General features: G+C 71.8%; 18 protein-coding genes. 13 read left to right on the forward strand and 5 right to left on the reverse strand.

Annotation, left to right across the window (positions count from 1 at the left end; translation table 11 throughout):
• Positions 1-68 precede the first annotated feature (68 nt).
• From ACFVSL_RS06275 to ACFVSL_RS06285, 3 genes are all read left to right on the forward strand, one after another.
• Entirely contained in the window at positions 69-1,109 is a 1,041-nt protein-coding gene (locus ACFVSL_RS06275) for a zinc-dependent alcohol dehydrogenase family protein (RefSeq protein WP_386939489.1), read from the forward strand.
• 71 nt (positions 1,110-1,180) lie between these two features.
• A complete protein-coding gene (locus ACFVSL_RS06280; RefSeq protein WP_386939491.1) occupies positions 1,181-1,891 on the forward strand; it encodes a DUF2510 domain-containing protein in 711 nt (236 codons plus the stop codon).
• Positions 1,892-1,943: 52 nt separating this feature from the next.
• Positions 1,944-2,144, forward strand: a complete 201-nt coding sequence (locus ACFVSL_RS06285) for a hypothetical protein (RefSeq protein WP_386939493.1) — start codon at positions 1,944-1,946, stop codon at positions 2,142-2,144.
• 86 nt (positions 2,145-2,230) lie between these two features.
• Here the strand turns inward: ACFVSL_RS06285 and ACFVSL_RS06290 are convergent, their stop codons facing one another.
• Positions 2,231-3,676: an MFS transporter gene (locus ACFVSL_RS06290; RefSeq protein WP_386939495.1), complete on the reverse strand. Its 1,446-nt coding sequence runs from the start codon at positions 3,674-3,676 to the stop codon at positions 2,231-2,233.
• Between the two features lie 107 nt (positions 3,677-3,783).
• Here ACFVSL_RS06290 and ACFVSL_RS06295 point away from each other — a divergent pair, with 107 nt between their 5' ends.
• Entirely contained in the window at positions 3,784-4,800 is a 1,017-nt protein-coding gene (locus ACFVSL_RS06295) for a PHP domain-containing protein (protein ID WP_386939497.1), read from the forward strand.
• Positions 4,801-4,867: 67 nt separating this feature from the next.
• Here ACFVSL_RS06295 and ACFVSL_RS06300 read toward each other — a convergent pair whose 3' ends face one another.
• Positions 4,868-6,496, reverse strand: a complete 1,629-nt coding sequence (locus tag ACFVSL_RS06300; RefSeq protein ID WP_386939499.1) for an FAD-dependent oxidoreductase — start codon at positions 6,494-6,496, stop codon at positions 4,868-4,870.
• 150 nt (positions 6,497-6,646) lie between these two features.
• Here ACFVSL_RS06300 and ACFVSL_RS06305 point away from each other — a divergent pair, with 150 nt between their 5' ends.
• Together ACFVSL_RS06305 and ACFVSL_RS06310 are read left to right on the forward strand one after the other, a co-directional pair.
• Positions 6,647-6,871: a hypothetical protein gene (locus ACFVSL_RS06305; protein ID WP_386939500.1), complete on the forward strand. Its 225-nt coding sequence runs from the start codon at positions 6,647-6,649 to the stop codon at positions 6,869-6,871.
• 239 nt (positions 6,872-7,110) lie between these two features.
• Positions 7,111-9,036, forward strand: a complete 1,926-nt coding sequence (locus tag ACFVSL_RS06310; protein ID WP_386939501.1) for a glycoside hydrolase family 5 protein — start codon at positions 7,111-7,113, stop codon at positions 9,034-9,036.
• Between the two features lie 73 nt (positions 9,037-9,109).
• Here ACFVSL_RS06310 and ACFVSL_RS06315 read toward each other — a convergent pair whose 3' ends face one another.
• The gene (locus ACFVSL_RS06315; protein ID WP_386939503.1) at positions 9,110-10,228 is read right to left on the reverse strand and encodes a metallophosphoesterase family protein; all 1,119 of its coding nucleotides are present in this window, start codon (positions 10,226-10,228) and stop codon (positions 9,110-9,112) included.
• Positions 10,225-12,309: a DUF5054 domain-containing protein gene (locus ACFVSL_RS06320; RefSeq protein WP_386939504.1), complete on the reverse strand. Its 2,085-nt coding sequence runs from the start codon at positions 12,307-12,309 to the stop codon at positions 10,225-10,227. The genes ACFVSL_RS06315 and ACFVSL_RS06320 overlap by 4 nt, the downstream gene beginning before the upstream one ends.
• Before the next feature lie 454 nt (positions 12,310-12,763).
• Here ACFVSL_RS06320 and ACFVSL_RS06325 point away from each other — a divergent pair, with 454 nt between their 5' ends.
• The 4 genes from ACFVSL_RS06325 to ACFVSL_RS06340 all read left to right on the forward strand — a co-directional run bounded on the left by ACFVSL_RS06325 (position 12,764) and on the right by ACFVSL_RS06340 (position 17,762).
• A complete protein-coding gene (locus tag ACFVSL_RS06325) occupies positions 12,764-13,591 on the forward strand; it encodes a carbohydrate ABC transporter permease (RefSeq protein WP_386941117.1) in 828 nt (275 codons plus the stop codon).
• A complete protein-coding gene (locus tag ACFVSL_RS06330; protein WP_386939505.1) occupies positions 13,588-14,532 on the forward strand; it encodes a carbohydrate ABC transporter permease in 945 nt (314 codons plus the stop codon). The genes ACFVSL_RS06325 and ACFVSL_RS06330 overlap by 4 nt, the downstream gene beginning before the upstream one ends.
• A gap of 50 nt (positions 14,533-14,582) precedes the next feature.
• Positions 14,583-15,914, forward strand: coding sequence for an ABC transporter substrate-binding protein (locus ACFVSL_RS06335; RefSeq protein ID WP_386939506.1), 1,332 nt, complete (start codon positions 14,583-14,585; stop codon positions 15,912-15,914).
• 78 nt (positions 15,915-15,992) lie between these two features.
• A complete protein-coding gene (locus tag ACFVSL_RS06340; protein ID WP_386939507.1) occupies positions 15,993-17,762 on the forward strand; it encodes a beta-galactosidase in 1,770 nt (589 codons plus the stop codon).
• Positions 17,763-17,770: 8 nt separating this feature from the next.
• Here ACFVSL_RS06340 and ACFVSL_RS06345 read toward each other — a convergent pair whose 3' ends face one another.
• Positions 17,771-18,826, reverse strand: a complete 1,056-nt coding sequence (locus ACFVSL_RS06345; RefSeq protein WP_386939509.1) for a LacI family DNA-binding transcriptional regulator — start codon at positions 18,824-18,826, stop codon at positions 17,771-17,773.
• Between the two features lie 47 nt (positions 18,827-18,873).
• Between ACFVSL_RS06345 and ACFVSL_RS06350 the strand changes: the two genes are divergently transcribed.
• The 3 genes from ACFVSL_RS06350 (at position 18,874) to ACFVSL_RS06360 (ending at position 22,594) form a co-directional block, all read left to right on the forward strand.
• A complete protein-coding gene (locus ACFVSL_RS06350) occupies positions 18,874-21,051 on the forward strand; it encodes an alpha-galactosidase (protein WP_386939511.1) in 2,178 nt (725 codons plus the stop codon).
• Complete coding sequence (locus ACFVSL_RS06355) at positions 21,048-21,893, forward strand: EamA family transporter (protein ID WP_386939512.1); 846 nt, start codon at positions 21,048-21,050, stop codon at positions 21,891-21,893. The genes ACFVSL_RS06350 and ACFVSL_RS06355 overlap by 4 nt, the downstream gene beginning before the upstream one ends.
• Before the next feature lie 68 nt (positions 21,894-21,961).
• Positions 21,962-22,594 carry a glyoxalase gene (locus tag ACFVSL_RS06360; RefSeq protein ID WP_386939514.1) on the forward strand — a complete coding sequence of 211 codons (633 nt, stop codon included), beginning with the start codon at positions 21,962-21,964 and terminating at the stop codon, positions 22,592-22,594.
• Positions 22,595-22,765 lie beyond the last annotated feature (171 nt).

A 22,765-nucleotide genomic window follows, 5' to 3' on the forward strand; every position in this document is an offset into this window, starting at 1 on the left:
AGGGGGCCGCCCGGCGACGCGGCATCCCGGCCCGACCCGACGGGCCCGCCTGAACCGAGAGGACCCCTGTGCGCGCCGTGCTCTTCACCGAATTCGGTGCCCGGCCCGAACTCGCCGAAGTCCCCGAGCCCGTCTGCCCCCCGCGCGGCGCCGTGATCCGCGTGCGCGCCACCGGCGTCTGCCGCAGCGACTGGCACGCCTGGATGGGCCACGACGAGGGCGTCGCCCTGCCGCACGTGCCCGGCCACGAGTTCGCCGGCGAGATCGCGGCCCTCGGCTCCGAGGTCTCGGCCGAGAGCGGCTGGAAGGTCGGCGACCGCGTCACCGCCCCGTTCATCTGCGCGTGCGGGCGATGCGCCGAGTGCCTGTCCGGCAACGAGCAGGTCTGCGACCACCAGTCGCAGCCGGGCTTCACGCACTGGGGGTCGTTCGCCGAGCTCGTCGCGATCGACGAGGCCGAGCTCAACCTCATCCGGCTGCCCGACTCGCTCGGCTTCGTCGAGGCCGCGTCGCTCGGCTGCCGCTTCGCGACCGCCTACCGCGCGATCGTCTCGCGCAGCAGGCTCGCGCCCGGCGAGCGCATCGCGGTGCACGGATGCGGCGGCGTCGGCCTCTCGGCGATCATGATCGCCGTCGCCGCGGGCGTCGAGGTCTACGGCGTGGACGTCTCGGACGCCGCGCTCGCCGCGGCGGCCAAGCTCGGCGCGGTGCCGGTGCAGGGCGGCGACGGCGCCGCCGAACGCATCATCGCCGCCTCCGGTGGCGGGGTGGATGTCTCGGTCGACGCGTTCGGCTCGAGCCAGACCTCGTTCGCCTCGGTGCGGAGCCTGAAGAAGCGGGGCCGGCACGTGCAGATCGGCCTCATGGTCGGCGACTCGGCGCTCTCGGCGATGCCGATGGACGCGGTCATCGCGGGCGAGCTCGAGATCCTCGGCAGCCACGGCATGTCGGCGCACGAGTATCCGTCGATGCTCGGGGCCGTCGCCTCGGGCGACTTCCGCCCGATCGAGCTCGTCGGCCGCCGCATCTCGCTCGACGAGGTGCCCGACGCGCTCATCGCGATGGGCACCGGCTCGGCCGGCTCGGGCATGACGGTCGTGGAGCTGTAGCGGCATCCCGACGCCCGGTTCCTCCCGGCGGTGCCGCACCCTACGATGGGCTGGACCCGACAGGAGCGACGATGAGCGACCCCCGTACGGCCCCGGCCGGCTGGTACCCCGAACCGAGCGGCGCCGAAGGCCAGCGTTGGTGGGACGGCACGCAGTGGACCGAGTACGCGACGCCGCTGGCGGCCCCGCCGGTCGCACCCCAGCCCGTGCAGCAGCAGCCGGCGTACGGCGAATACGCGCCGCAGCCGGCGCAGCAGCACCTTCCGTACGGTCAGGCGACGGTGTCGACGGTCGACGCTGCGACGCCGACCTCGACGGTCTGGATCTGGCTCATCGTCGCGCTGCCGGCGCTCGGCTTCGTGCCCTTCCTCCTCGTCGACTGGCAGCGGATCCTCGAGCTGAGCGTGGACGCGCAGTACTCGTCGTCCCCGGCGGCGCAGCTCGCCGTGTACTCCGACCCCTGGTACATCGTGAGCTCGCTGTCGGGCTGGGCGATCGCCGCCCTCATCGTGCTGTTCGCGTACTTCGACCGGCGCGAACTGGTCAAGCGCGGGTTCGAGCGTCCGTTCCACTGGGCGTGGGCGTTCTTCGCCCTGTTCACCTCCCTCGTCTACGTGATCGGCCGCAGCGTCGTCGTGAGGCGTCGCTCAGGGCGCGGCATGGCGCCGATGTGGGCCGCGATCGCGGTCACGGTCGTGATCACGGTCGCGGGCTTCGCATGGTTCGCGACCTTCATGATGATGGCGTTCGAGACGGTCTACGAGCAGGCGGGTCTGTACTGACCGCCCCGCAACGCGGTACCTTGTCGCAGAGCGTCGAGGAGGGGGTCGGTTCATGGATCTCGGCATCATCATCATGATCGGCGTGGCGGTCGCGATCGTCGCCGCCGCGATCTGGCTCGCGATCCGCGGGCGCCGCACCCGCTCGCTGCCGGGTGACCCGCACACCTCGTTCCACGGCGACCGGGCGCACAGCGAGGCGAGCGCGGGAGCGTACGTCGCCGACTCGGTCCGCGACGGCGGCGGCCCGATCTGATCGGCAGGCGCGCGACGCCCGCGACCGGGTGACCCGGTGCGGGCGTCGCGTCGCGTCGTGTCGTCTCGCATCGACGGGCGCCGAGCTCAGGCGTCCACCGGCTCCGCGGACGTCTCGGTCGGAGCATCGCCCGTCGTCGCCATCGGGCGCGCACTCCGCAGGAGGGCGGCGGCCGCGATGAGCCCGACGAGGGCGACGACGCCGGCCCCGAGGAACGCCGCCGAGAAGCCGCTCGTCAGCGCCGTGGCATCCGTGCCGCCGGCTGTGACGGCCGCACCCACCGCCGTGAGCACCGCGAGCCCGACCGCCGAGCCGATCTGGTAGCTCGTGTTGACGAGGCCCGACGCGACGCCCGTCTCCTCGGGCCGGGCGGCGCCGATGGCCGTTCCGAGCGAGGGCACGAAGGCGAGCGCCATGCCGAGTGCGGCGACGAGGGAGGCCGGCAGCACGTCGGCGACGTAGCTGCCGTCGGGGCGTGCGAGGGCGAGCCAGCCGAGGCCCGCCGCGAGCAGGGCGAAGCCCGCGACGATGAGCGGCTTGGCACCGAAGCGCGCCTGAAGCCGCGGCGCCAGCGCGACCATGCCGATCACGATGAGCGCGGTCATCGGCAGCAGCGCGGCCCCCGAGGCGAAGGCGCCGGCGCCCAGCACCTGCTGCAGGTAGAGGTTCAGGAAGAACCACATCGGCACCCACGCGGCGCCGAGCAGCAGCTGGGCGAGGTTCGCGGCGCCGAGCTGCGGGGCGCGGAAGATGCCGAGCCGGAGCAGCGGGCGGCGGCTCCTGGCCTGGATCACGAAGAACGCGACGAGCAGTGCGGCTCCGGCGACGAGCGCGGTGACGGTCTCGATCGAGGCCCACCCGACCTCGGGTGCGCGGACCACGCCGTAGACGACGGCCGCGAGGCCGGCGGTCGCGGTGAACGCGCCGAGCACGTCGACCGAGCCGCGGCCGCCGCGCACGGCCGGCAGCGCGAGCGGGGTGAGGACGAGGACGAGGGCCGCGATCGGCACCGTCACGTAGAACACCCACGGCCAGCTCGCGTACTCGGTGAGCACGCCGCCGAGGAACACGCCGGCGGTGCCGCCGATCGGCGCCGCGGCGCCGTAGACCGCGAAGGCGCGGGGGAGCTCCGGGGTTCCGCCGAAGAGCACCATCAGCAGGGTGAGCGCGGCGGGGGCGATGAGCGCGGCGCCGGCGCCCTGGACGGCGCGGCCCGCGATCTCGAGGCCGACGTTCGAGGCGGCGCCCGCGAGCACCGAGCCGAGCGCCAGGGTCACCCAGCCGGCGACGAACACCCGGCGGGCGCCGAACACGTCGGAGAGCCGGCCGCCGAGCAGCAGCAGGCCGCCGAAGGCGACGACGTAGGCGTTGAACACCCAGGAGAGCGACTCGGGGGTGAAGCCGAGCTCGGCCTGGATGTCGGGCAGGGCGACGCCGATGATCGACGTGTCCATGATGACGACGAACTGGGCGGCGGCGATGAGTGCGAGCCCGAGCCACCGGCGTGGCGCCGGGGCGGTGGAGGTGGACATGGCGTGGTTCCTTCTCTCGATTCTGAATACCCCTAGGGGGTATAGATATACCGAGGAAATCCGGCCGAGTCAAGCATGATGAGCGCCGCCCGCGACAAAATCGAGGTATGGACCCGGTGGCAGCCCTGGAGGAGATCGCCTTCCTGCTCGAGCGCGACCGCGCCTCCGCGTACAAGTCGAAGGCGTTCCGCAAGGCGGCCGACGCGATTCGCGCATTCGACGCCGACGAGCTCGCCGCCCGCGCGGCCGACGGCCGCCTCCGGCGAACGGCGGGCGTCGGCGACTCGACGTTCGCGGTCATCTCGGCGGCGCTCGCCGGCGAGGTGCCCGAACGGCTCGCCGACCTTCGTGCGAAGGCCGGGCTCTCGCCCGCCGGAGCCGCGGCGACCGGGCTCCGGGCGGAGCTGCGCGGCGACCTGCACAGTCACACCGAGTGGTCCGACGGCACGACGAGCCTCGCCGTGATGGCGAAGGCCGCCGCAGCGCAGGGGCTCGAGTACCTCGCGATCACCGACCACTCGCCGAGCCTCCGGGTCGCCAACGGACTCAGCGCCGAGCGGCTCGCCGAGCAGCAGGAGCTCATCGAGGTCGTGCAGGCGGGGCTGCCGGGGCTGCGGCTGCTCGCGGGCATCGAGGTCGACATCCTCGTCGACGGCGCCCTCGACCAGACCCCCGAGATGCTCGGCCGGCTCGACGTGGTCGTCGGCAGCGTGCACTCCAAGCTGCGCATGGAGCGCGCCGAGATGACGAGGCGGATGCTCCGCGCCATCGCCGACCCGCAGCTGAACGTGCTGGGCCACTGCACCGGACGGCTCGTCGAGGGCTCGCGCGGCACCCGGCCGCAGTCGACCTTCGACGCCGAGGCGGTGTTCGCCGCCTGCGCCGAGCACGACGTCGCCGTCGAGATCAACTCGCGCCCCGAACGTCAGGATCCGCCCGACGAGCTCATCGCGATCGCCCTCGAGGCCGGATGCCTCTTCTCGATCGACAGCGACGCCCACGCGCCCGGCCACCTCTCGTTCCTCGAGCTCGGCGCCGCCCGCGCCGAGGCGAACGGGGTGCCCGCCGAGCGCATCGTCACGACGTGGCCCGTCGAATGCCTGCTCGAGTGGACGGGCCGATGACCGCCGGTGACGAGGCGAAGGGCGAGGCGCTCGCCTCGGTCGCGGCGCTCGCCGCCTCGCCGCGCCGTCAGGCGGTCTCGGGCTGCAACGCCAGGTAGCGGTGGGCGTAGGCGATCGCCATGCCGCCCTCGCCGACGCCGGCGGCGACGCGCTTCACCGACCCCGAGCGCACGTCGCCGATCGCGAAGACGCCGGGGGCGCTCGTCTCGAGTGAGAACGGGCGCCGCTCCAGGGGCCAGGCGCCCGTCTCGGCGGCCTCGGCGCCGGTGACCACGAAGCCGTGCTCGTCGCGGGCGATCGCGTCGGGAAGCCACGCGGTCGAGGCATCCGCGCCGATCATGACGAACACCACCTGGCACTCGCGTCGAGCGGTCGTGCCGTGCGCGCGGTCGGCGACCTCGACCCCGTCGAGGCCGCCGTCGCCGTGCAGGCCGACGATCTCGGTGCGGGTCTCGACCCGGATCGCCTCGTGCTGCGCGAGCTGGTCGATGAGGTAGCGCGACATGCTCGCCTCGAGCGACGGGCCGCGCACGAGCATCGTGACCGAGCGGGCGTGGCGCGCGAAGAACAGCGCCGCCTGCCCCGCCGAGTTGCCCGCGCCCACGATGCAGACGTCGGCGCCCTGGGCGACCGCCGAGTCGCTGCGGGCGGCGCCGTAGTAGACGCCGTTGCCGAGGTAGCGGCCGACCCCCTCGACGGGCAGCGTGCGCCAGTCGACGCCGGTCGCGATGAGCACCACGGCGGTGCGCAGCGTGGTGCCGCCGTCGAGGCGGACCTCGTGGCGTGCGGGGTCGATCGCCTCGACGGTGCGGGTCACGACGATCTCGGCCCCGAGCCGGCCGGCCTGCTTGAGCGCCCGGCTCGCGAGGTCGTCGCCCGAGATGCCGAACGGGAACCCCGTGTAGTTCTCGATGCGCGTCGAGGTGCCGGCCTGACCGCCGGGCGCGAGCGCCTCGATCACAACGGTGCGCAGGCCCTCGGCGGCACCGTTCACCGCCGCGGTCAGCCCGGCCGGCCCGCCGCCGAGGATGACGACGTCGTACTCGCTCGCGGACGGTTCGACGTCGAGGCCGACGGCCGTCGCGACCTCGCGCATCGAGGGGGCGACGAGCCGATCGCGGCCGACGAGCTCGACCACCGGGTACCGTCCGCCCGCCTCGCCCGGCTCGACCACGCTGCGCTCGAACGCCACCTGGTTGCGCGTGAGGAACGTCGCCACCGCGTGCACCCCGGGATCCTGCCGCGGCCCGATCACCCGCACCTCGCTCGCGCGCTGCTCGGCCGCGATCTCCTGCAGCGAGTCGAGGTAGCGCCGGGCGAGGCCCGCGACGAGCGCGGGCACGTTCGGGGCCATCGCCGCGAGCGTGTAGTAGACCGTGACATCCAGCTTCACGATCCTGGATGCCTCGGCGGCGCGCCCGCTCGCGGGGAACGGCGTGCTGAGGGTCATCGGGACCTCGCCGAAGAAGCGGCCGGGCGTGCGGGTGCCGATCACCCGCTCCTCGCCGTTCACGACCTTCGTGATCTCGGCCCGGCCCTCGATCACGACGAAGAGCGCCCGCTCCTCGCCCTCGTGGGCGAAGTACTCGCCCGGCGAGAGCCGGATGTCCTCGACGGCGCCGGCGAGGTATTCGAGCGTCGGATCGGGCAGTGGCGCGAACGCCGGGACCTCGCGCAGCAACTCGGCCGTGATCATGGTCGGACGGTAGCGAGCGCCCGTTCCCGACGTCAAGGCGTCGCACGGCCCCCGTTGTCGGGGCGCGGGCCGGTCGGCGGTCGCCCCGCACACCGACGGGGCCGCGTCAAGGGGCTCGCCGGCCGTCGCGCGAGATGCGACGATCGCGCCATGGACGAACAACGCGAACCGGTCGAGGCCGGGCACGACGACGCGAGCCGCGCCGAGAAGCTCGACGGCCTCGTCGAGCAGGTGCGCGGCGATCTCGCGACCTCGGCGGTCGACGACGTGCGATCGATGATCCGCGACCGGCTGCGGGATGCGGGGTTGCCGGCCTCGGAGCGCGATGTCGACGTCGTCGCGGCCCGCGTCGACCCCTCGCCGAGGGCAGGGTAGACCCCCCTGCCGAGGGCGGGCCGGCCCGCTCGTCGCGGCGTGCCGGGCGCCGCCGTCAGGGGTGCCCGAAGACGCCCGGCGACCTCTGCGTCACGGGCGTTCGCAGCGCCGGGATCTCGGCGATGTTTACGTTGACATTCTGATCATGGCGCCCATAGCCTGACCTCGTCAAGCGCCGGCGCCGGGCTCGCACACGACCGTGGGAGGTCGCGCGCGGCAGAACAGAGAGGTTCGCAGAAATGCAACGACGCCCACTCCGGATCGCGGTCGCCCTCGCGACCGCGGCCCTCGCGATTTCGGTCGCGAGCCCCGTGCACGCCGCACCGCAGGATGAGCCGATCGAGGTGCTCACGGGGCCCGAGCTCGCAGCGTCGTGGACGGCGCCGCTCAGCACCGTCGGCCGCTACATCGTCGACGCCGACGGCGACCGGTTCAAGCTCGAGTCCGCCAACTGGGACGGGGCGCAGGGGCACTGGAGCGGCAGCGGCGACAAGAACGACCCGGCCAACCACAACAGCGGCATGAGCTCCGACATCCCCATGGGCCTCGATCGTGCGCCGATGGCGACGCTCATGAGCGACTTCCACGGGCTCGGGCTCAACAGCATCCGGTTGTCGTACTCGAACGAGATGCTCGGCATGACGGCGCCGGTGCCCGATGCCGCGGTCGCCGCCAACCCCTCGCTCAAGGGCAAGACGCCGTTGCAGGTGTTCGACGCGGTCGTCGAGGCGCTGACTGCCGACGGCTTCGCGGTGATCCTCAACAACCACACCACCACCTCGCACTGGTGCTGCGGCACCAACGACGGCAACGAGCGGTGGAACAGCAGCCAGACCACCGAAAAGTGGATCAGCGACTGGGTGATGCTGACCGAGCGCTACGAGGACAACCCTCGCGTGGTCGGCATGGACCTGCGCAACGAGGTGCGCCGCGACATCCTGAACGACGCCAACTGGGGGTGGGGCAACGAGTACGACCTCTACCAGGCGTACCAGCGGGCCGGCATCGCCATCCAGCAGGCGAACCCCGAGGTGCTCGTCATCATGGAGGGCATCAACTGGCAGGGGATCCCGCTCGACGGGCTCTCCCACGACCGCCCGCACCTGAAACCCGTCGCGAACCTCTCGAACGCCCTCCCGTACCCCGACAAGCTCGTCTACGCCGCGCACATCTACGCCTACACCGGGCCGAAGCACACGGGCGCGACCGGCCTCGGCGAGACCCACGACCCCCGCTACCGCGACCTCAGCCGGAGCGAGCTCGTCGCCGAGGTGAACCGGGCCGCGGCGTTCGTCACGACGGCCGGCCAGCACTACACCGCACCTGTCTGGTTCAGCGAGTTCGGCATCGGCCACGCCGCCGACACCGGAGCGCTCGACAAGGCGTGGTGGGTGAACTTCACCGACATCCTCGCGGCCAACGACAGCGACTTCGCCGCGTGGCCGCTCGTCGCCCAGGCCGATGCCGCCGGCAACTTCGCCGACGGCTACGCGCTGCTCGCCTACAAGCCCGACGGCACGAAGCTCAGCATCGCCGACGACTGGCGCTACCCGCAGTGGGTGAAGCTCGTCAACGCGAACGGCAAGACCGGCCCCGTGGCCTCCGTGCCGCGCTGGAACATGATCGGCAGCGGCGGCTTCGTCGACAGCCAGTCGTCGCTGCGCATGCTGCAGGCGGGTGACTGGTCGCCGGGTCAGTGGAAGGGCACCTGCCCCGACAGCCAGCGGCTCCAGGGCATCGCGCGGAGCACGAACCGCGGCCTCTGCACCGACGTCGGCGGCATCGCCACGTCGAACCCGCGCGTGCAGAGCGGGCAGGGCAACATCACGAACGACTGGGCCTCGGGCTACGACAAGCTGCAGTGCAACCCCGGCGAGGTCGCGGTCGGCTACAGCCTGGGCACCGGCACGGGCACCAAGGCCGCGATGTGGAAGCTCGTCTGCGCGACGAGCACGACGGCCCTGCCCGCGAGCCAGGGCCGCCTGGTCTGGTTCGACCAGGGCGACAATCGCCCGGCGGGCGCCGGTTCGACCGCCAGCGACTGGGCACCCGGGTATTACAAGGGCCAGTGCAAGGACACCGAGTACATCGCCGGGGTGGCGTACACCTACCGCTGGATGCACGGCGGAGTGCCCGACGCGCTGCTCTGCAAGCCGCTGAGCTGAACCGCCGCGCTCGCCGTGCATGACGGAGGGCCGGGTCGCCATGGCGACCCGGCCCTCCGGCCTTCGGGCTCGCTCAGCCGAGCGGCGTCAGGCGCACCTCCTGCAGCACCGCGCCGCCGAGGTCGCGGAGCGTGAGCACGAGCTCCTCGGCGCTCGCCTCGCCGTCGATCCACGCCGCTGCCTCGTCGGAGTCGACCTCGACGTCGGGGCCGCCGCCGATGAGCTGCCCGTAGGGGAACTCCTCGGTCGCCGGCATCCACGTCTGGTAGTGCGTGTGACCCGACACGACGATCTGCGCGCCCCAGGCGACGAGCGCGTCGTGCCATGCGTCGCGGCTCATCCGGCTGAACCAGTCGTAGCCCTCGGCGTCGTAGTCGACGACCGCCTCGTCGATCCAGCGCAGCGGGATGTGGCAGAAGACGACCCGATACGGGGCATCCCGGAACTCGGGGCGCGCGGTGACCTCGCCGATCCACTCGGCCTGCTCGGCGCGCAGCGGCTCGAACGCGACCCGCCCCTCGAAGGTCGGGTGGGCGTCGGGCTTGTCCTCGCCGGTGTGCAGCACGAGGCACGCGACCGGGCCGATGCGGAACGCCGTGAACGGCCGCCCCTCGGGCGTCGCCACGAAGTCCTCGAGCTGGTAGGCCCACGTGCCGCGGACGTCGTGGTTGCCGACGACGATCGCGAGCGGGCGCCCCGCACTGACGTCGAGACCGGCCGGGTTCAGCACCGTCGTGGTGAACCACGACGGGTCCTTCCAGTCGTTGCAGAGGTCGCCGTTCCAGACGAGCACGTCGACCTCGGGGGTCGCCTCGTGCAGCGCGCGCAGGGTGTCGTCGCGCTGGTGCGTGTCGTTCCAGACGGCGAAGCGAGCGCGGTCGGATGCCCCGTCGAGCGTGCGCACCGGCTTCCACTCGCTCTCGTGCCGCTCGAGGGGCGCCCCGACCGCCTCGGTCACGGCCCGGACGCGCAGCGCGGTGCCCGCGGCCCATCCGGCGGTGCGCACGCGCAGCACCCGGTCGCCCTGCGGCACCATGCCGAAGGCGTCGGCCGTCGCCGTTCCGCGAGTGCCGTCGGCCGCCTCCCATTCGATCCATCCGCGGCTGAGCCGGCTCACGCCCCACACGACCTCGAACCCGTCGGCGCGCGGCGCCATCACGACCGGCGGGCTCGTGACGAGCGCGGCGGTCATCGGGCAGCTCCGAGGTCGAGCACGAAGCGGAACCGGAGGTCGTCGTCGAACCACATCGTGAAGTTGGTGCCCCAGACGTTGTTGTGCAGGTTCACGTGCATGCCCTCGCCGGGGTCGGGCACGGTGTTGTCGAAGCGGTAGAGCGCCGGGCGGCCGACGGCGACGAGGGCCGCGTCGACGGGCTCGAGCGAGAACGTGCGCGCCGCGGTGTGCGTGACCCCGGCGACGGCGTGCAGGCTGCGGTTGCCGTTGCGCACGACCGACTGCGGGTCGACCGCGGTGCCGAGCTTGTCCAGCCGCCAGTCGCCGGGCTCGACGCGCGGGCGGAAGCCGAGCCATCCGGCCTCGGGCAGCCGCGACGCGTCCTTGTCGCGGAGGTCGAGGGTGATGCCGATCGGGCCCGGTTCCGCGGGGAGGCGATAGGCGAGACGGATGTCCCGCGGCCCGCCCCAGTCCTCGCACGCGGCCTCGGGCAGCGCCAGGCGCAGCGACACGATCGTGTCGCTGCCGTCGGCCACGCGCTCGGCGGCCACGACGGTCGGGGCGAACGTCGTCGCCGGCAGCGTCTCGGCGATCGCGAGGCCGGGCTTGGCCTGGTCGGGCACCGCCCAGAACGCGGTCTCGTCGAGGTCGCGGCAGTACTCCTGCACCCATCGGGCCTCGTCGCGCTCGTCGAAGGTCTCGTAGCGGTAGGCGGCGAGCGGATGCTCCGGGCCCGCCCACTCCGTTCCGCCGGCGTCGACCAGCGAGACGAGCGAGCCGTCGGTGCCGAACCGCACCCGGTAGGCGCCGGCCCGCAGCTCGGCGTCGAGAGCGATCGGCTCGCCGGGCGTCGGCACGGCCGTGTCGTCGGCGGGGCGGGTCTCGGCGATCGCGGCCTCGGCCTCGGCGCGGCGCTCGGGCGAGAGCGCGGCGAGCGCACGGTCGAGGTGCGCGCGCTGCTCGGCCCACGAGCCCTCGAACGCCGAGTAGCGGAGGCCGTCGGGGTTCGGGTGCTCGGTGTACGCCCAGGCGTAGACGTCGAACTCGGCGGGATTCAGTGCGGGATCGACGACGTCGGCCGCGCGGGCACGCTGGAAGTCGGCCTTCTCGTAGTGCACGTAGTCGGCCAGGTGGGTCTTGAGGTCCTTGCCCCAGGTGTGCTCGGGCACCAGCAGCAGGCCGTCGCTGAACGCGTCGCACTCCTCGGTGCCGGGGACGAGCGCGCCGTCGGCGAGCCACGCCGCGCGGAGGCGGAGCAGGGCCCGGAACCGGGCCGTCTGCACGGGATCGCTCGCCACGCCGTGGATCCACGAGTCGCCGATCTCCTGGTCGAGCACGGGCAGGCTCGCTCGGTTCGCCACCGCTTCCGCGCTGAAGGCGTCGAGCGTCGAGGCGATCACCCGCGCATCGGGGTACTCCGCCTCGAGCTGGGCGAACAGCTCCTCGACCTCGTCGACGGAGGGCGGGCCGAAGTTGTCGCCGGTGTGGGCGAGGTGCAGCGCGTCGGAGCCGCCCGGCATCACGGCCACGCCGAGCTCGGTGGCGCCGTAGCTCTGCGCGTAGTTCACGACCACCTCGCTGCCGTCGGGCGCGCGCCACACGAAGAACTCGGGCACCTCGGGCACCGCGGAGGCGCCGTTGACGCCGAGGTGCAGGAAGTCGAGGCCGCCGCGGGCGAGGAAGGGCACGAGGCCGATGGTGTGCCCCGGGACATCCGTCATCTTGGCCGCCGTGGTGCGCCGGCCGAACCGTGCGTCGAGCCCGCGGCCGATCGCGATGCCGTGCTCGACGAGGCCCGCGTCCATGAGCTCGGTGTGCGTGGTCATCGGCAGGCCGTGCCAGGCCACGTGCCCGGCGCGGATCGCGCGCTCGAGCGCGGCGCGCTCGTCGGGACTGCCGAGCCGGAGTGCCTCGTGGATGAGCCAGGACCCGGTCGTCCAGATGAACCTGGCCCGGCCGCCGCGGCGCTCGAGCTCCTCGGCGAGCGCGATCGCACGGGGGAGGTACTCGTGCACGTAGCGGTCGGTGACGTTCGCGGCGGTGTCGGTGAAGCCCAGGTCGAGGTGGGTCTTGAACACGACGTGGAGGGTGGTGATCATGCGTGCATCCAAACGGCGTTGTCGAGGGGTGGGGACATGGTCGGCCCCGAGGGCCCGATGAGCGGCGGGCCACTCGTCATTCAAGCGCAGTCCGATCGATCGGATGCACCTCCGGACCACCGGGATCACGCGGAATCCGTGGTGCGTGATGCCATCGTGACCTTCGGATCATCCGAACGTGTTTGCGCAAACATCATCCTCGCCTATACTGCGATGGGAACGCAAACATTCACGAAGGAGTGCGGAAGCGCATGACGAAGACGTCGCCAGCCCGAGGCGCGGGAGCGGGTCGCGGATGACCGCGGCGCAGGTTCATCCGCAGCAGCCCGCCGGGGTCTCGACCGAGACCTACGCGAGCATCGCCGTGACCGGCGGCGCGTCCGGTGGCGCGTCGGGCGGCCGCCCCAGGCGTGCGCGGCGCGACTGGTCGGGCTGGTGGTTCGTCGGTCCGTTCATGCTCGTCTTCGGACTCGTCTTCATCGCACCGCTCGTCTACGCGATCTACCTGTCGCTCTTCCGCGAGACGCTCATGGGCGGCAACTCCTTCGTCGGGCTCGAGAACTACGCCCAGGCTCTCGTCGACCCGAAGTTCTGGGAGGCCATGGGCCGTGTCTCGATCTTCCTCCTCGTGCAGGTGCCGATCATGCTCGGCCTCGCGCTGTTCGCGGCCCTCGCGCTCGACAGCGCCCGACTCCGCTGGGTGCCGTTCTACCGGCTCTCGATCTTCCTGCCGTACGCGGTGCCCGGTGTCGTCGCGGTCATGATCTGGGGCTACATGTACGGCTCGCAGTTCGGGCTCGTCGCCGACCTCAACCGCTTCTTCGGCGTCGACCTGCCCTCCCCGCTCGCCGAGAACCACATCCTGCTGTCGATCGGCAACATCGTGACGTGGGAGTTCGTCGGCTACAACATGCTGATCTTCTTCTCGGCCCTGAAAGCGGTGCCGCAGGAGCTCTACGAAGCGGCCGAGATCGACGGCGCCGGCACGTTCCGCACCATCTTCTCGATCAAGCTCCCGTCGATCCGCGGCGCGATCGTCATCGCCACGATCTTCTCGGTGATCGGCAGCTTCCAGCTCTTCAACGAGCCGTCGATCCTGCAGACGATCGCCCCGAACTCGATCACCACCTACTTCACGCCCAACCTCTACGCCTTCAACCTGTCGTTCGCCGGCTCGCAGTTCAACTACGCCGCCGCGATCGCGATCGTCTCGGGAGTCATCACCATGGTGGTCGCCTACCTCGTCCAGCTCGCCGGCGAGAAGAAGGGGGCGAAGGCATGAGCGCCGTCGAGACGGGCGCCGTGACCGGCCGTGCCCCGAGCCGGCTCGCGAGCGGCAAGGTCCCGCGCACCGAGCCCAAGCGGGCGAAGACGACGCCTCGCCACAAGCGCGCCTCGATCACGCTCGGCATCCTCATGACGCTGATGCTGCTGTACTGCCTCGTGCCGCTGTGGTGGCTCATCGTCAACTCGACCAAGACGATGGACTCGCTCTACAACTCCTTCGCCTTCTGGTTCAGCGGAGAGTTCTCCCTCTTCCAGAACATCGTCGACACGTTCACCTACCAGGACGGCATCTTCCTGCGCTGGCTCGGCAACACGCTGGTCTACGTCGTCATCGGCGCAGGCGGCGCCACGTTGCTCGCGACCCTCGCCGGGTACGGTCTGGCGAAGTACGACTTCCCGGGACGCAAATGGGTGTTCGCGATCATCCTCGGCGCGATGGCCATCCCTGCGTCGGCGCTCGCGGTGCCGCAGTTCCTGCTCTTTAGCGGGCTCGGGCTCACGAACACGCCGTGGTCGGTGATCATCCCGTCGATGGTGAGCGCGTTCGGCCTCTATCTCGTCTGGGTGTACGCCGCCGAGGCGATCCCCGACGAGCTGCTCGAGGCCGCCCGACTCGACGGCGCCGGTGAGATCCGCATCTTCTTCGTCATCGCGCTGCGCCAGCTCGCGCCCGCACTGATCACGGTGCTGATGTTCACGGTCGTCGCGACCTGGAACAACTACTTCCTGCCCCTGATCATGCTGAGCGACCCCCTGTGGTACCCGCTGCCGGTCGGCCTCGCCCAGTGGTCGGCGCAGTCGAGCGCGATCGGCGGCCAGGCCATCCCGAACCTCGTGATCACGGGCTCACTGCTCACCGTCATCCCGATCTCGGCGGCATTCCTCTACCTGCAGCGCTACTGGCAGTCGGGACTGACCGCCGGGAGCGTCAAGTAGTCCGGCTCGCCCGGCAGAACCACCCAAACACCATGAAGGGAACCACAGCAATGGAACGAAACACCACGCGCCGATGGGCGCGTCTCGGTGCCGCACTCGGCACCGGTGCGCTGCTCGTCGGAGTGCTCGCGGGCTGCAGTGGCGCAGCGCCGGGCGCCGACAGCGGGTCGACCGACACCGACGCGGCGCTCGAGGAAGACGTCACGCTCACCTGGTGGACCTGGAGCGACAACACCCAGGAGCAGGCCGACGCGATCTCGAAGAAGTACCCGAACGTCACGTTCGACGTCGTCAAGCTCGAGAACCCCGACGCCGTCGTCACGAAGCTCCAGAACGCGATCAAGGCGGGCAAGGGCGCGCCCGACATCGTCCCGGTCGAGTACCAGACGATGCCGCAGCTCACCCTCGGCGGTGCGCTCGCCGACCTGACCCCGTACGGCCTCGCGGAGTACGAAGACGCCTTCACCGCGTCGACGTGGAACTCGGTCAACGTGGAGGACCAGCTCATCGGCCTGCCCGGCGACTCCGGCCCCATGGTCATGATCTACAACACGGCGCTCTACGAGAAGGCCGGCATCACCGAGGCCCCCACGACGTGGGACGAGTTCGCCGTGGCGTCGGCGGCGATCCACGCCGCCGACCCCGAGGCCTACATCGCGAACAGCGGTGACGCGGGCTTCTTCACGAGCATGATCTGGGCGTCGGGCGGCCAGCCGTTCAAGACCGACGGCGAGAACGTCACCATCGACCTGCAGGACGAGGGCACCAAGAAGTTCGCGGACTTCTGGGGCGCGCGCCTCGAAGCCGGCGAGCTCTCGGGTCTCGCGACCTGGTCGGACGAGTGGACCAAGGCGCTCACGCAGGACAAGCTCGGCACCCTGCTGATGGGCTCCTGGATGATCAGCGGCGGCATGGAGGACTACGGCCCCGCGGGTCGCTTCAAGGTCGCACCGATGCCGACGTGGGACGGTCAGCCCGCCTCGGCCGAGAACGGCGGCTCCGGCCTCTCCGTCACCTCGCAGAGCGAGCACAAGGCTGCTGCAGCCGGCGTCCTCAAGTACCTCGCCGAGGGTGAGGGCCGTGAGCTGCTGAACGCGAGCGGATTCCCCTCGACCGTCGCCGACCTCGAGAACCCCGAGTGGCTCGACTACCCCTTCCCCGGGTACAGCGACCAGCCCGCCAACCAGATCGGTGCGGCCTCGGCCGAGTCGGTCATCTCCGGCTGGCAGTACCTGCCCTACCAGGGCTACGCCAACAACGTCTTCTCCGACTCGGTCGGCAAGGCGCTCGGATCGGGCGGCGACCTCAACGAGGCGCTCCTCGAGTGGCAGGACACCCTCGTCCAGTTCGGCAACGAACAGGGCTTCTCGGTCAACGAGTAGCACCAACGCACCACTCCGCGGGGCAGTCGCCGTCACGGCGGCTGCCCCGCGGTCCATTTCTCGACCCAGGATCAGCGCATGCCCACCTTCTCCATCGGCGACACCGACTTCCTCCTCGACGGCACGCCGCACCGGGTGCTCTCCGGTGCGCTCCACTACTTCCGGGTGCACCCCGAGCAGTGGAGCGATCGCATCCGCAAGGCCCGGCTCATGGGGCTCAACACCATCGAGACGTACGTGCCGTGGAACGAGCACGCTCCGACGCGCGGCGAGTTCCGCACCGACGGACAGCTCGACCTCGCGCGGTTCCTCGACCTGGTGCACGCCGAGGGCATGCACGCGATCGTGCGCCCCGGCCCCTACATCTGCGCCGAATGGCACGACGGCGGCCTGCCGTCCTGGCTGATCTCCGACCCCTCGATCGTCCTGCGCTCGAACGACGAGGCCTACATCGAGGCCGTCGGCGAGTACCTCGACGCGGTCTACGCGATCGTTCGTCCGCGCCAGATCCAGCACGGCGGACCCGTCGTGCTCGTGCAGATCGAGAACGAGTACGGCGCGTACGGCGCCGACCAGGCGTACCTCCGGCGCCTCGTCGAGCTGACGCGCGGGCACGGCATCGACGTGCCGCTGACGACCGTCGACCAGCCCCTCGAGCACATGCTCGTGCGCGGCAGCCTCGACGGACTGCATCGGACGGCCTCGTTCGGCTCGCGCGCGGGGGAGCGGCTGGCCGCCCTCCGTCGCCACCAGCCGACCGGCCCGCTCATGTGCTCGGAGTTCTGGTGCGGCTGGTTCGACAGCTGGGGCGAGATCCACCACACGACCTCGGCCGACGACGCCGCCCGCGAGCTCGACGAGCTGCTCGCGGCCGGGGCATCCGTCAACGTCTACATGTTCCACGGCGGCACGAACTTCGGGTTCACCGCCGGGGCCAACGACAAGGGCACCTATCGCGCCATCGCGACGTCGTACGACTACGACGCGCCGCTCGCGGAGGACGGCACCCCCACCGAGAAATTCTGGCGCTTCCGCGAGGTCATCGCGAAGTACGCGCCCGTGCCCGACGAGGTTCCTGCTGAACGGCAGGATGCCCCCGTGCTCGACGTGCGGCTCGACCGCAGCGTGCCGCTGTGGTCGGTGCCGATCCTCGCCGCCGAGCAGTTCGACGAGCTTCCGGTCGCGGCCGAGTTCGGGGCGACGCGCGGCTTCGCCGTGTACTCGACCCGGATCGCGCACGGCGGCCTCCTGGCCTTCGGCGAGGTGCGCGACCGGGCGCAGGTGTTCCTCGACGGCGCGCTCGTCGGGGTCCTCGACCGCGAGCTCCACGAACGGGTGCTCCCGATTCCCGAAGGGCCAGGCGGCGAGCTGACCGTGCTCGTCGAGCTCCTCGGCGGGGTGAACTACGGGCCCCGGCTCGGCGAGGCCAAGGGGCTGATCGGCCCCGCGACGCTCGACGGCGTTCCGCTGCGGTCCTGGTCGGCCGGAGCGGTCTCGCTCGAGGCGCTCGACCGCGTGCGGGCCGCCCTCGCGACCGCACCCGCCATCGAGCCCGTCGCCGGCGCCCCCGCCCCGCTGTCGGGCCCGGTGTTCGCGCGGGGCAACTTCGTGCTCGACGAGGCGACCGACCTCCACCTGGGCCTGCCGGGGTGGAGCACGGGCGTCGCCTGGGTCAACGGCGTGAACCTCGGCCGGTACCGCAGCCGCGGGCCGCAGCGGACGTACTACGTGCCCGCACCGGTGCTGCGCGCGGGCGACAACGAGCTCCTGGTCTTCGAGACCGTCGGCGCGGCGTCGGCGAGCACGCGCTTCGTGACCCGCCCCGAGCTCGGGCAGACCGAGGCGTGAAGGTGCGTCTAGCGCCCGCCCCGAACCGGCCCCGAGCTGTCGCGCACGACGAGGCTCGTCGGGATGAGGAGCTTCTGCTTCGTCTCGGCCTCGCCGTCGATGAGCGAGAGCAGCAGCCTCGTGGCGTGCCGGCCGACCTGGTCGAAGTTCTGGTGCACGGTCGTGAGGGCGGGCCAGTACAGCGCCGCCTCTTCCGTGTCGTCGAAGCCGACCACGCTGAGATCGCCGGGAATGCTGAGCCCTCGCTCGTGGATCGCGTGCATCACGCCGAGCGCCATCTGGTCGTTGCTGGCGAAGATCGCGGTCGGCGGTTCGTCGGTCGCGAGCAGCTCGCGCGCCCGGGCGAGGCCGGATTCGGCGCTCCAGTCGCCGACGAGCACCGGCCGTGCCGGCAGGCCGGCCGCGGCCATCGTCTGCCGGTACGCGTCGGCGCGCCGGCGCGACGAGAACGAGTTCTCGGGGCCCGAGATGTGCGCGATGTCGCGGTGACCGAGCTCGAGCAGGTGCTGGAGTGCGATCTGCGCGCCCTGCTCCTGGTCGGTGTCGACGATCGTGTACGGGAGCTGCGCGTCGGAGTCGACGATCACGAGCGGCAGGCCCGCGGTGAGGCCCCACTCGTCGAGCGCACCGACCTCGGCCGACATGACGAGGATGATGCCGTCGACCGCCTGCTCTTCGAGGCGACCGAACGCGCCGGCGACGTCGAGCTGCGTCGGGTCCATGACGGGCAGCAGCGTCGTCGTGTACCCGGCCGCTTCGGAGGCCTCGGCGACGGCGTTGAGCGTGCGCTCGTTGCCGAGCGTCGCGAGGTTGAAGGTGACGAAGCCGATGCTGCGGAAGCGGCCCGACTTGAGGTTGCGCGCCGCGCTGTTCGGACGGTACCCGAGCGCCTGCATCGAGGCGAGCACCCGATCGCGGGTGGCGGGGCGCACGTTCGTCTGGCCGTTCGCGACGCGCGAGACGGTCTGGGCGGAGACCCCGGCATGCACGGCCACATCGTTGATGGATGCGCGCGCCTTCGGCGACGACGCCGGCCCGGACGAACTGTTCGATTCACGCGACATGGTGACGTAAACACTACCCTGCAGGCCGCTGCGAGAGGAAACCTGAAATGACCCGAACCTCCGATTTCGGCGTGGTGATGCGCGCCGCCGGCGTGGCCCTCGTCCTCGACCTCGGCGACGGCACTCTCCCGTCCGTGGTGCACTGGGGCGCCGACTGCGGCCCGCTCGACGAACGCGGGTACGCCGCGCTGCGCGAGGCCGGTGTGCTGCCGGTCGCCGCGAGCGAGGTCGACGTCCCGGTGCGCCTCTCCCTCCTCCCCGAGCACGCACGCGGCTGGATGGGCCGCCCCGGCGTCAGCGGCTCGCGCGAGGGCGCCGCGTGGTCGCCGTTGTGGCGCGTGAGGTCGGCGACGCTCGACGGCACGGTGCTCGCCGGGGCATCCGATGCGCTCGTCGTGAACCATGGCGCCGGGTCGCTCGTGGTGACCGCGGTCGATGATGCCGCCGAGCTCGGGCTGACGCTCACCGTCGAACTGAGCGAGGCCGGTGTCGTGCGCGCGCGCGCCGAGATCGAGAACCTCGGCGATGCGACGTACCAGCTCGACGACCTCCTGCTCTGCCTGCCGACGCCCGCGATCGCGAGCGAGGTGCTCGACTTCGCCGGGCGCTGGTCCGGGGAGCGCGCCCCGCAGCGCCGGGCGATGACCGTCGGCACGCACCGGCGCGAAGGTCGCAGGGGGCGCACCGGGCTCGACTCGGCCATGGTCCTCTCGGTCGGCACGCCGGGCTTCGGCTTCGCGCACGGCGAGGTCTGGGGCATCCACACCGCCTGGTCGGGCAATCACGTGCACCAGGTCGAACGCGTCCTCACCGGCGAGCAGCTGCTCGGCGGCGGCGAGCTGCTGCTGCCCGGCGAGGTGCGCCTCGCGCAGGGGGAGCGCTACGAGAGCCCGTGGGTGTACGGCATCTACGGCGCGGGGCTCGACGATGCCGCGAGACGGATGCACCGGCACCTCCGTGCGCGCCCGCAGCACCCCCGCTCGGCCAGGCCGGTGACGCTCAACGTGTGGGAGGCGGTCTACTTCGACCACGACGCCGACACGCTCGTCGAGCTCGCCGAGCGGGCCGCCGAGCTCGGCATCGAACGTTTCGTGCTCGACGACGGATGGTTCGGCGGGCGCCGCAACGATCGTGCGGGTCTCGGCGACTGGACGGTCTCGAGCGAGGTCTGGCCGGACGGCCTGCACCCGCTCGTCGACCGCGTGCGCGCGCTCGGCATGGAGTTCGGCCTCTGGTTCGAACCGGAGATGGTGAACCTCGACTCCGACCTCGCGCGGGCCCATCCCGAGTGGATCATGTCGACGGGCGACCGCCTGCCGGTGGAGTCGCGGCACCAGCAGGTGCTCGACCTCGGGATCCCCGAGGCGTACGCGCACGTGCGCGACGCCATGTGCGCCATCCTCGACGAGTACGACATCGCCTACCTCAAGTGGGATCACAACCGCGACCTCGTCGACGCGGGCGGATCATCGGGCCGGCCCGGGGTGCACGAGCAGACCCTCGCGTACTACCGCCTCGTCGACGAACTGAAGTCGCGGTACCCGGGGCTCGAGATCGAGTCGTGCTCCTCGGGCGGCGGCAGGGTCGACCTCGGCGCCCTCGACCGCACCGACCGGGTCTGGGTCTCCGACAACAACGACCCGATCGACCGCCAGCAGAGCAACCGCTGGACGACCCAGCTCGTGCCGCCCGAGCTCATGGGCGCGCACGTCGCCTCGGGTGCCTCGCACATCACGAACCGCCTCCACGCCCTGTCGTTCCGGGCCGTCACGGCGCTCTTCGGGCACCTCGGGGTCGAGTGGGACCTCCGCACCGCGAGCGACGCCGAGCTCGCCGAGCTCCGCGAGTGGATCGAGCTGCACAAGGCCCACCGCGAGCTCCTCCACGGCGGCGAGGTCGTGCGGCTCGATCACCCCGACGCCTCGCTCTCGCTCAACGGCGTCGTCGCCCGCGACGGCTCGGCGGCGCTCTACGCGTACGTCTCGCTCGCGCGATCGAGCGTCGCGAGCCCCGGACGAGTCCGGCTGCCCGGCCTCGACGGCGAGTCCGTCTACCGGGTGGAGCCCGTGCTCATCGGGGGAGTGCCGCACGGCGCCGAGCCTGCGCCGTGGTGGCAGCAGGGGCCGCTCGAGACGAGCGGACGCGCGCTCGGCGCCGTCGGCGTCGTGATGCCGGCGCTTCGGCCCGAGCAGGCCGTGCTGCTGCGCGTGGCTCGCCTCACGTGAGCGGCCTCGTCCTCGCCGCGGTGCTCGGCGCCGCCGTGCTGCACGGCACGTGGAACGCGCTCGCCAAGGCGATCCCCGCGCGCCTCGTCTCCTCGGCGCTCATCGGCCTGGTCTACCTGTTGGTGGGGGCGGTGGGATGCCTCGTCCTCCCGTTCCCGCCGGCAGCGGTGTGGCCCTACCTCCTCGTCTCGGCCGCGGTGCAGACCCTCTACCTCGTGCTGCTCACGGCCGCCTACGCGCGGTCGGAGTTCAGCCGCGCCTACCCGCTGACGCGCGGCGTCGCCGTGCTCGGCATCACGCTCATCTCGACGACCTTCCTCGGCGAGCGGATGACGCCGGCGCAGCTCATCGGCGTCGCCGTCGTCGCCGCGGCGCTCTTCGCGCTCTCGTGGTCGCCGAAGGGCCGCGGCGGCGCGACCGGCACGCTGATGACGGTCGCCGTCGGCGTGACGGTGACCGCCTACTCGGTGATCGACGGCATGGGCGTGCGGCTCTCGGGCGAGCCGTTCGCGTACGCGTCCTGGCTCTTCCTCCTCCAGGGGCTGACGCTGCCGATCGTCTGCCTCGTGCTGGCCCGCGACCGCCGCGAGATGCTGCGCGGGATGCGCCGGCACGCGCCGGTCGGCGCGCTCGGCGGCGTGCTCTCGCTCGTCGCCTACACGATCGTCGTGTGGGCTCAGTCGCTGGCGCCGCTCGCGGTGGTCTCCGCCCTGCGGGAGACCGGCGTCCTCGCGGCCGGTGCGATCGGCTACTTCGTCTTCCGCGAGCCGTTCAGCAGGTGGCGGATGGCGGCGACGGTGTTCGCCGTCTCGGGGATCGTGGCGATCCGGCTCGGCGGCTGAGGCGCCTCGGATCGATCGGTCAGGATCTGAGAAGCGACCCCGACCGGCCCCGAAATAGCGTGATCGACATGAACACGATCACCGCTTCCACCGCCATCGACTCCATCGTCATCGAGGCCGACGACCCGGCCGCGACCGAGCGCTTCTACGCCGACGCATTCGGCCTCGGGTCGCGCATCCGCGTGCGCGCCGCCACCTCGCCGTCCACCGGATTCCGGGGTCACGTCGCCTCCCTCGTCGTCTCCCAGCCCGCCGCCGTCCGCCGGATCGTCGAGGCGGCCGTCGCCGCCGGCGCGACCGTCGTGAAGCCCGTCGCGAAGTCGATGTGGGGCGTCGGCGGTGTCGTGCAGGCGCCCGACGGCAGCATCTGGAAGATCGCGACCTCCGCCAAGAAGGACACCGCACCCGACTCCGGCGAGATCGACCGGATCGTGCTGCTGCTCGGCGCCGACGACATCCTCGCGAGCAAGCGCTTCTACGTCGACCGCGGATTCAGCGTCGGCAAGAGCTTCGGCCGCAGCTACGTCGAGTTCGAGAGCCAGGGCGGGGCGATCCAGCTCGGCCTCTATCGTCGGGGACCCCTCGCGAAGGACGCCGGCGTGCCCGAGGAGGGCTCGGGCTCGCACCGCCTGGTCCTCATCGGTGGCGGATCGGCCGTCGCCGACCCGGACGGGTTCGAGTGGGAGCCGGCCGGCCGCTGATCCGCAGACCCCGATCCCGACGCGCGGTGCCGCTTCACGACGGCACCGCGCGTCGCGCGCGCCTGCACGCGATCCAGCGGCCCTCGACCGCTATCGTGGTCTCACCCGCGGCGCCGCGACGTGCGAACGGGACCGAGGAGGCGACGATGATCCGCAGCACCCCCGATCGCG

The organism is Agromyces sp. NPDC058064 (assembly GCF_042885275.1).
In the GTDB taxonomy this organism is placed as follows: domain Bacteria; phylum Actinomycetota; class Actinomycetes; order Actinomycetales; family Microbacteriaceae; genus Agromyces.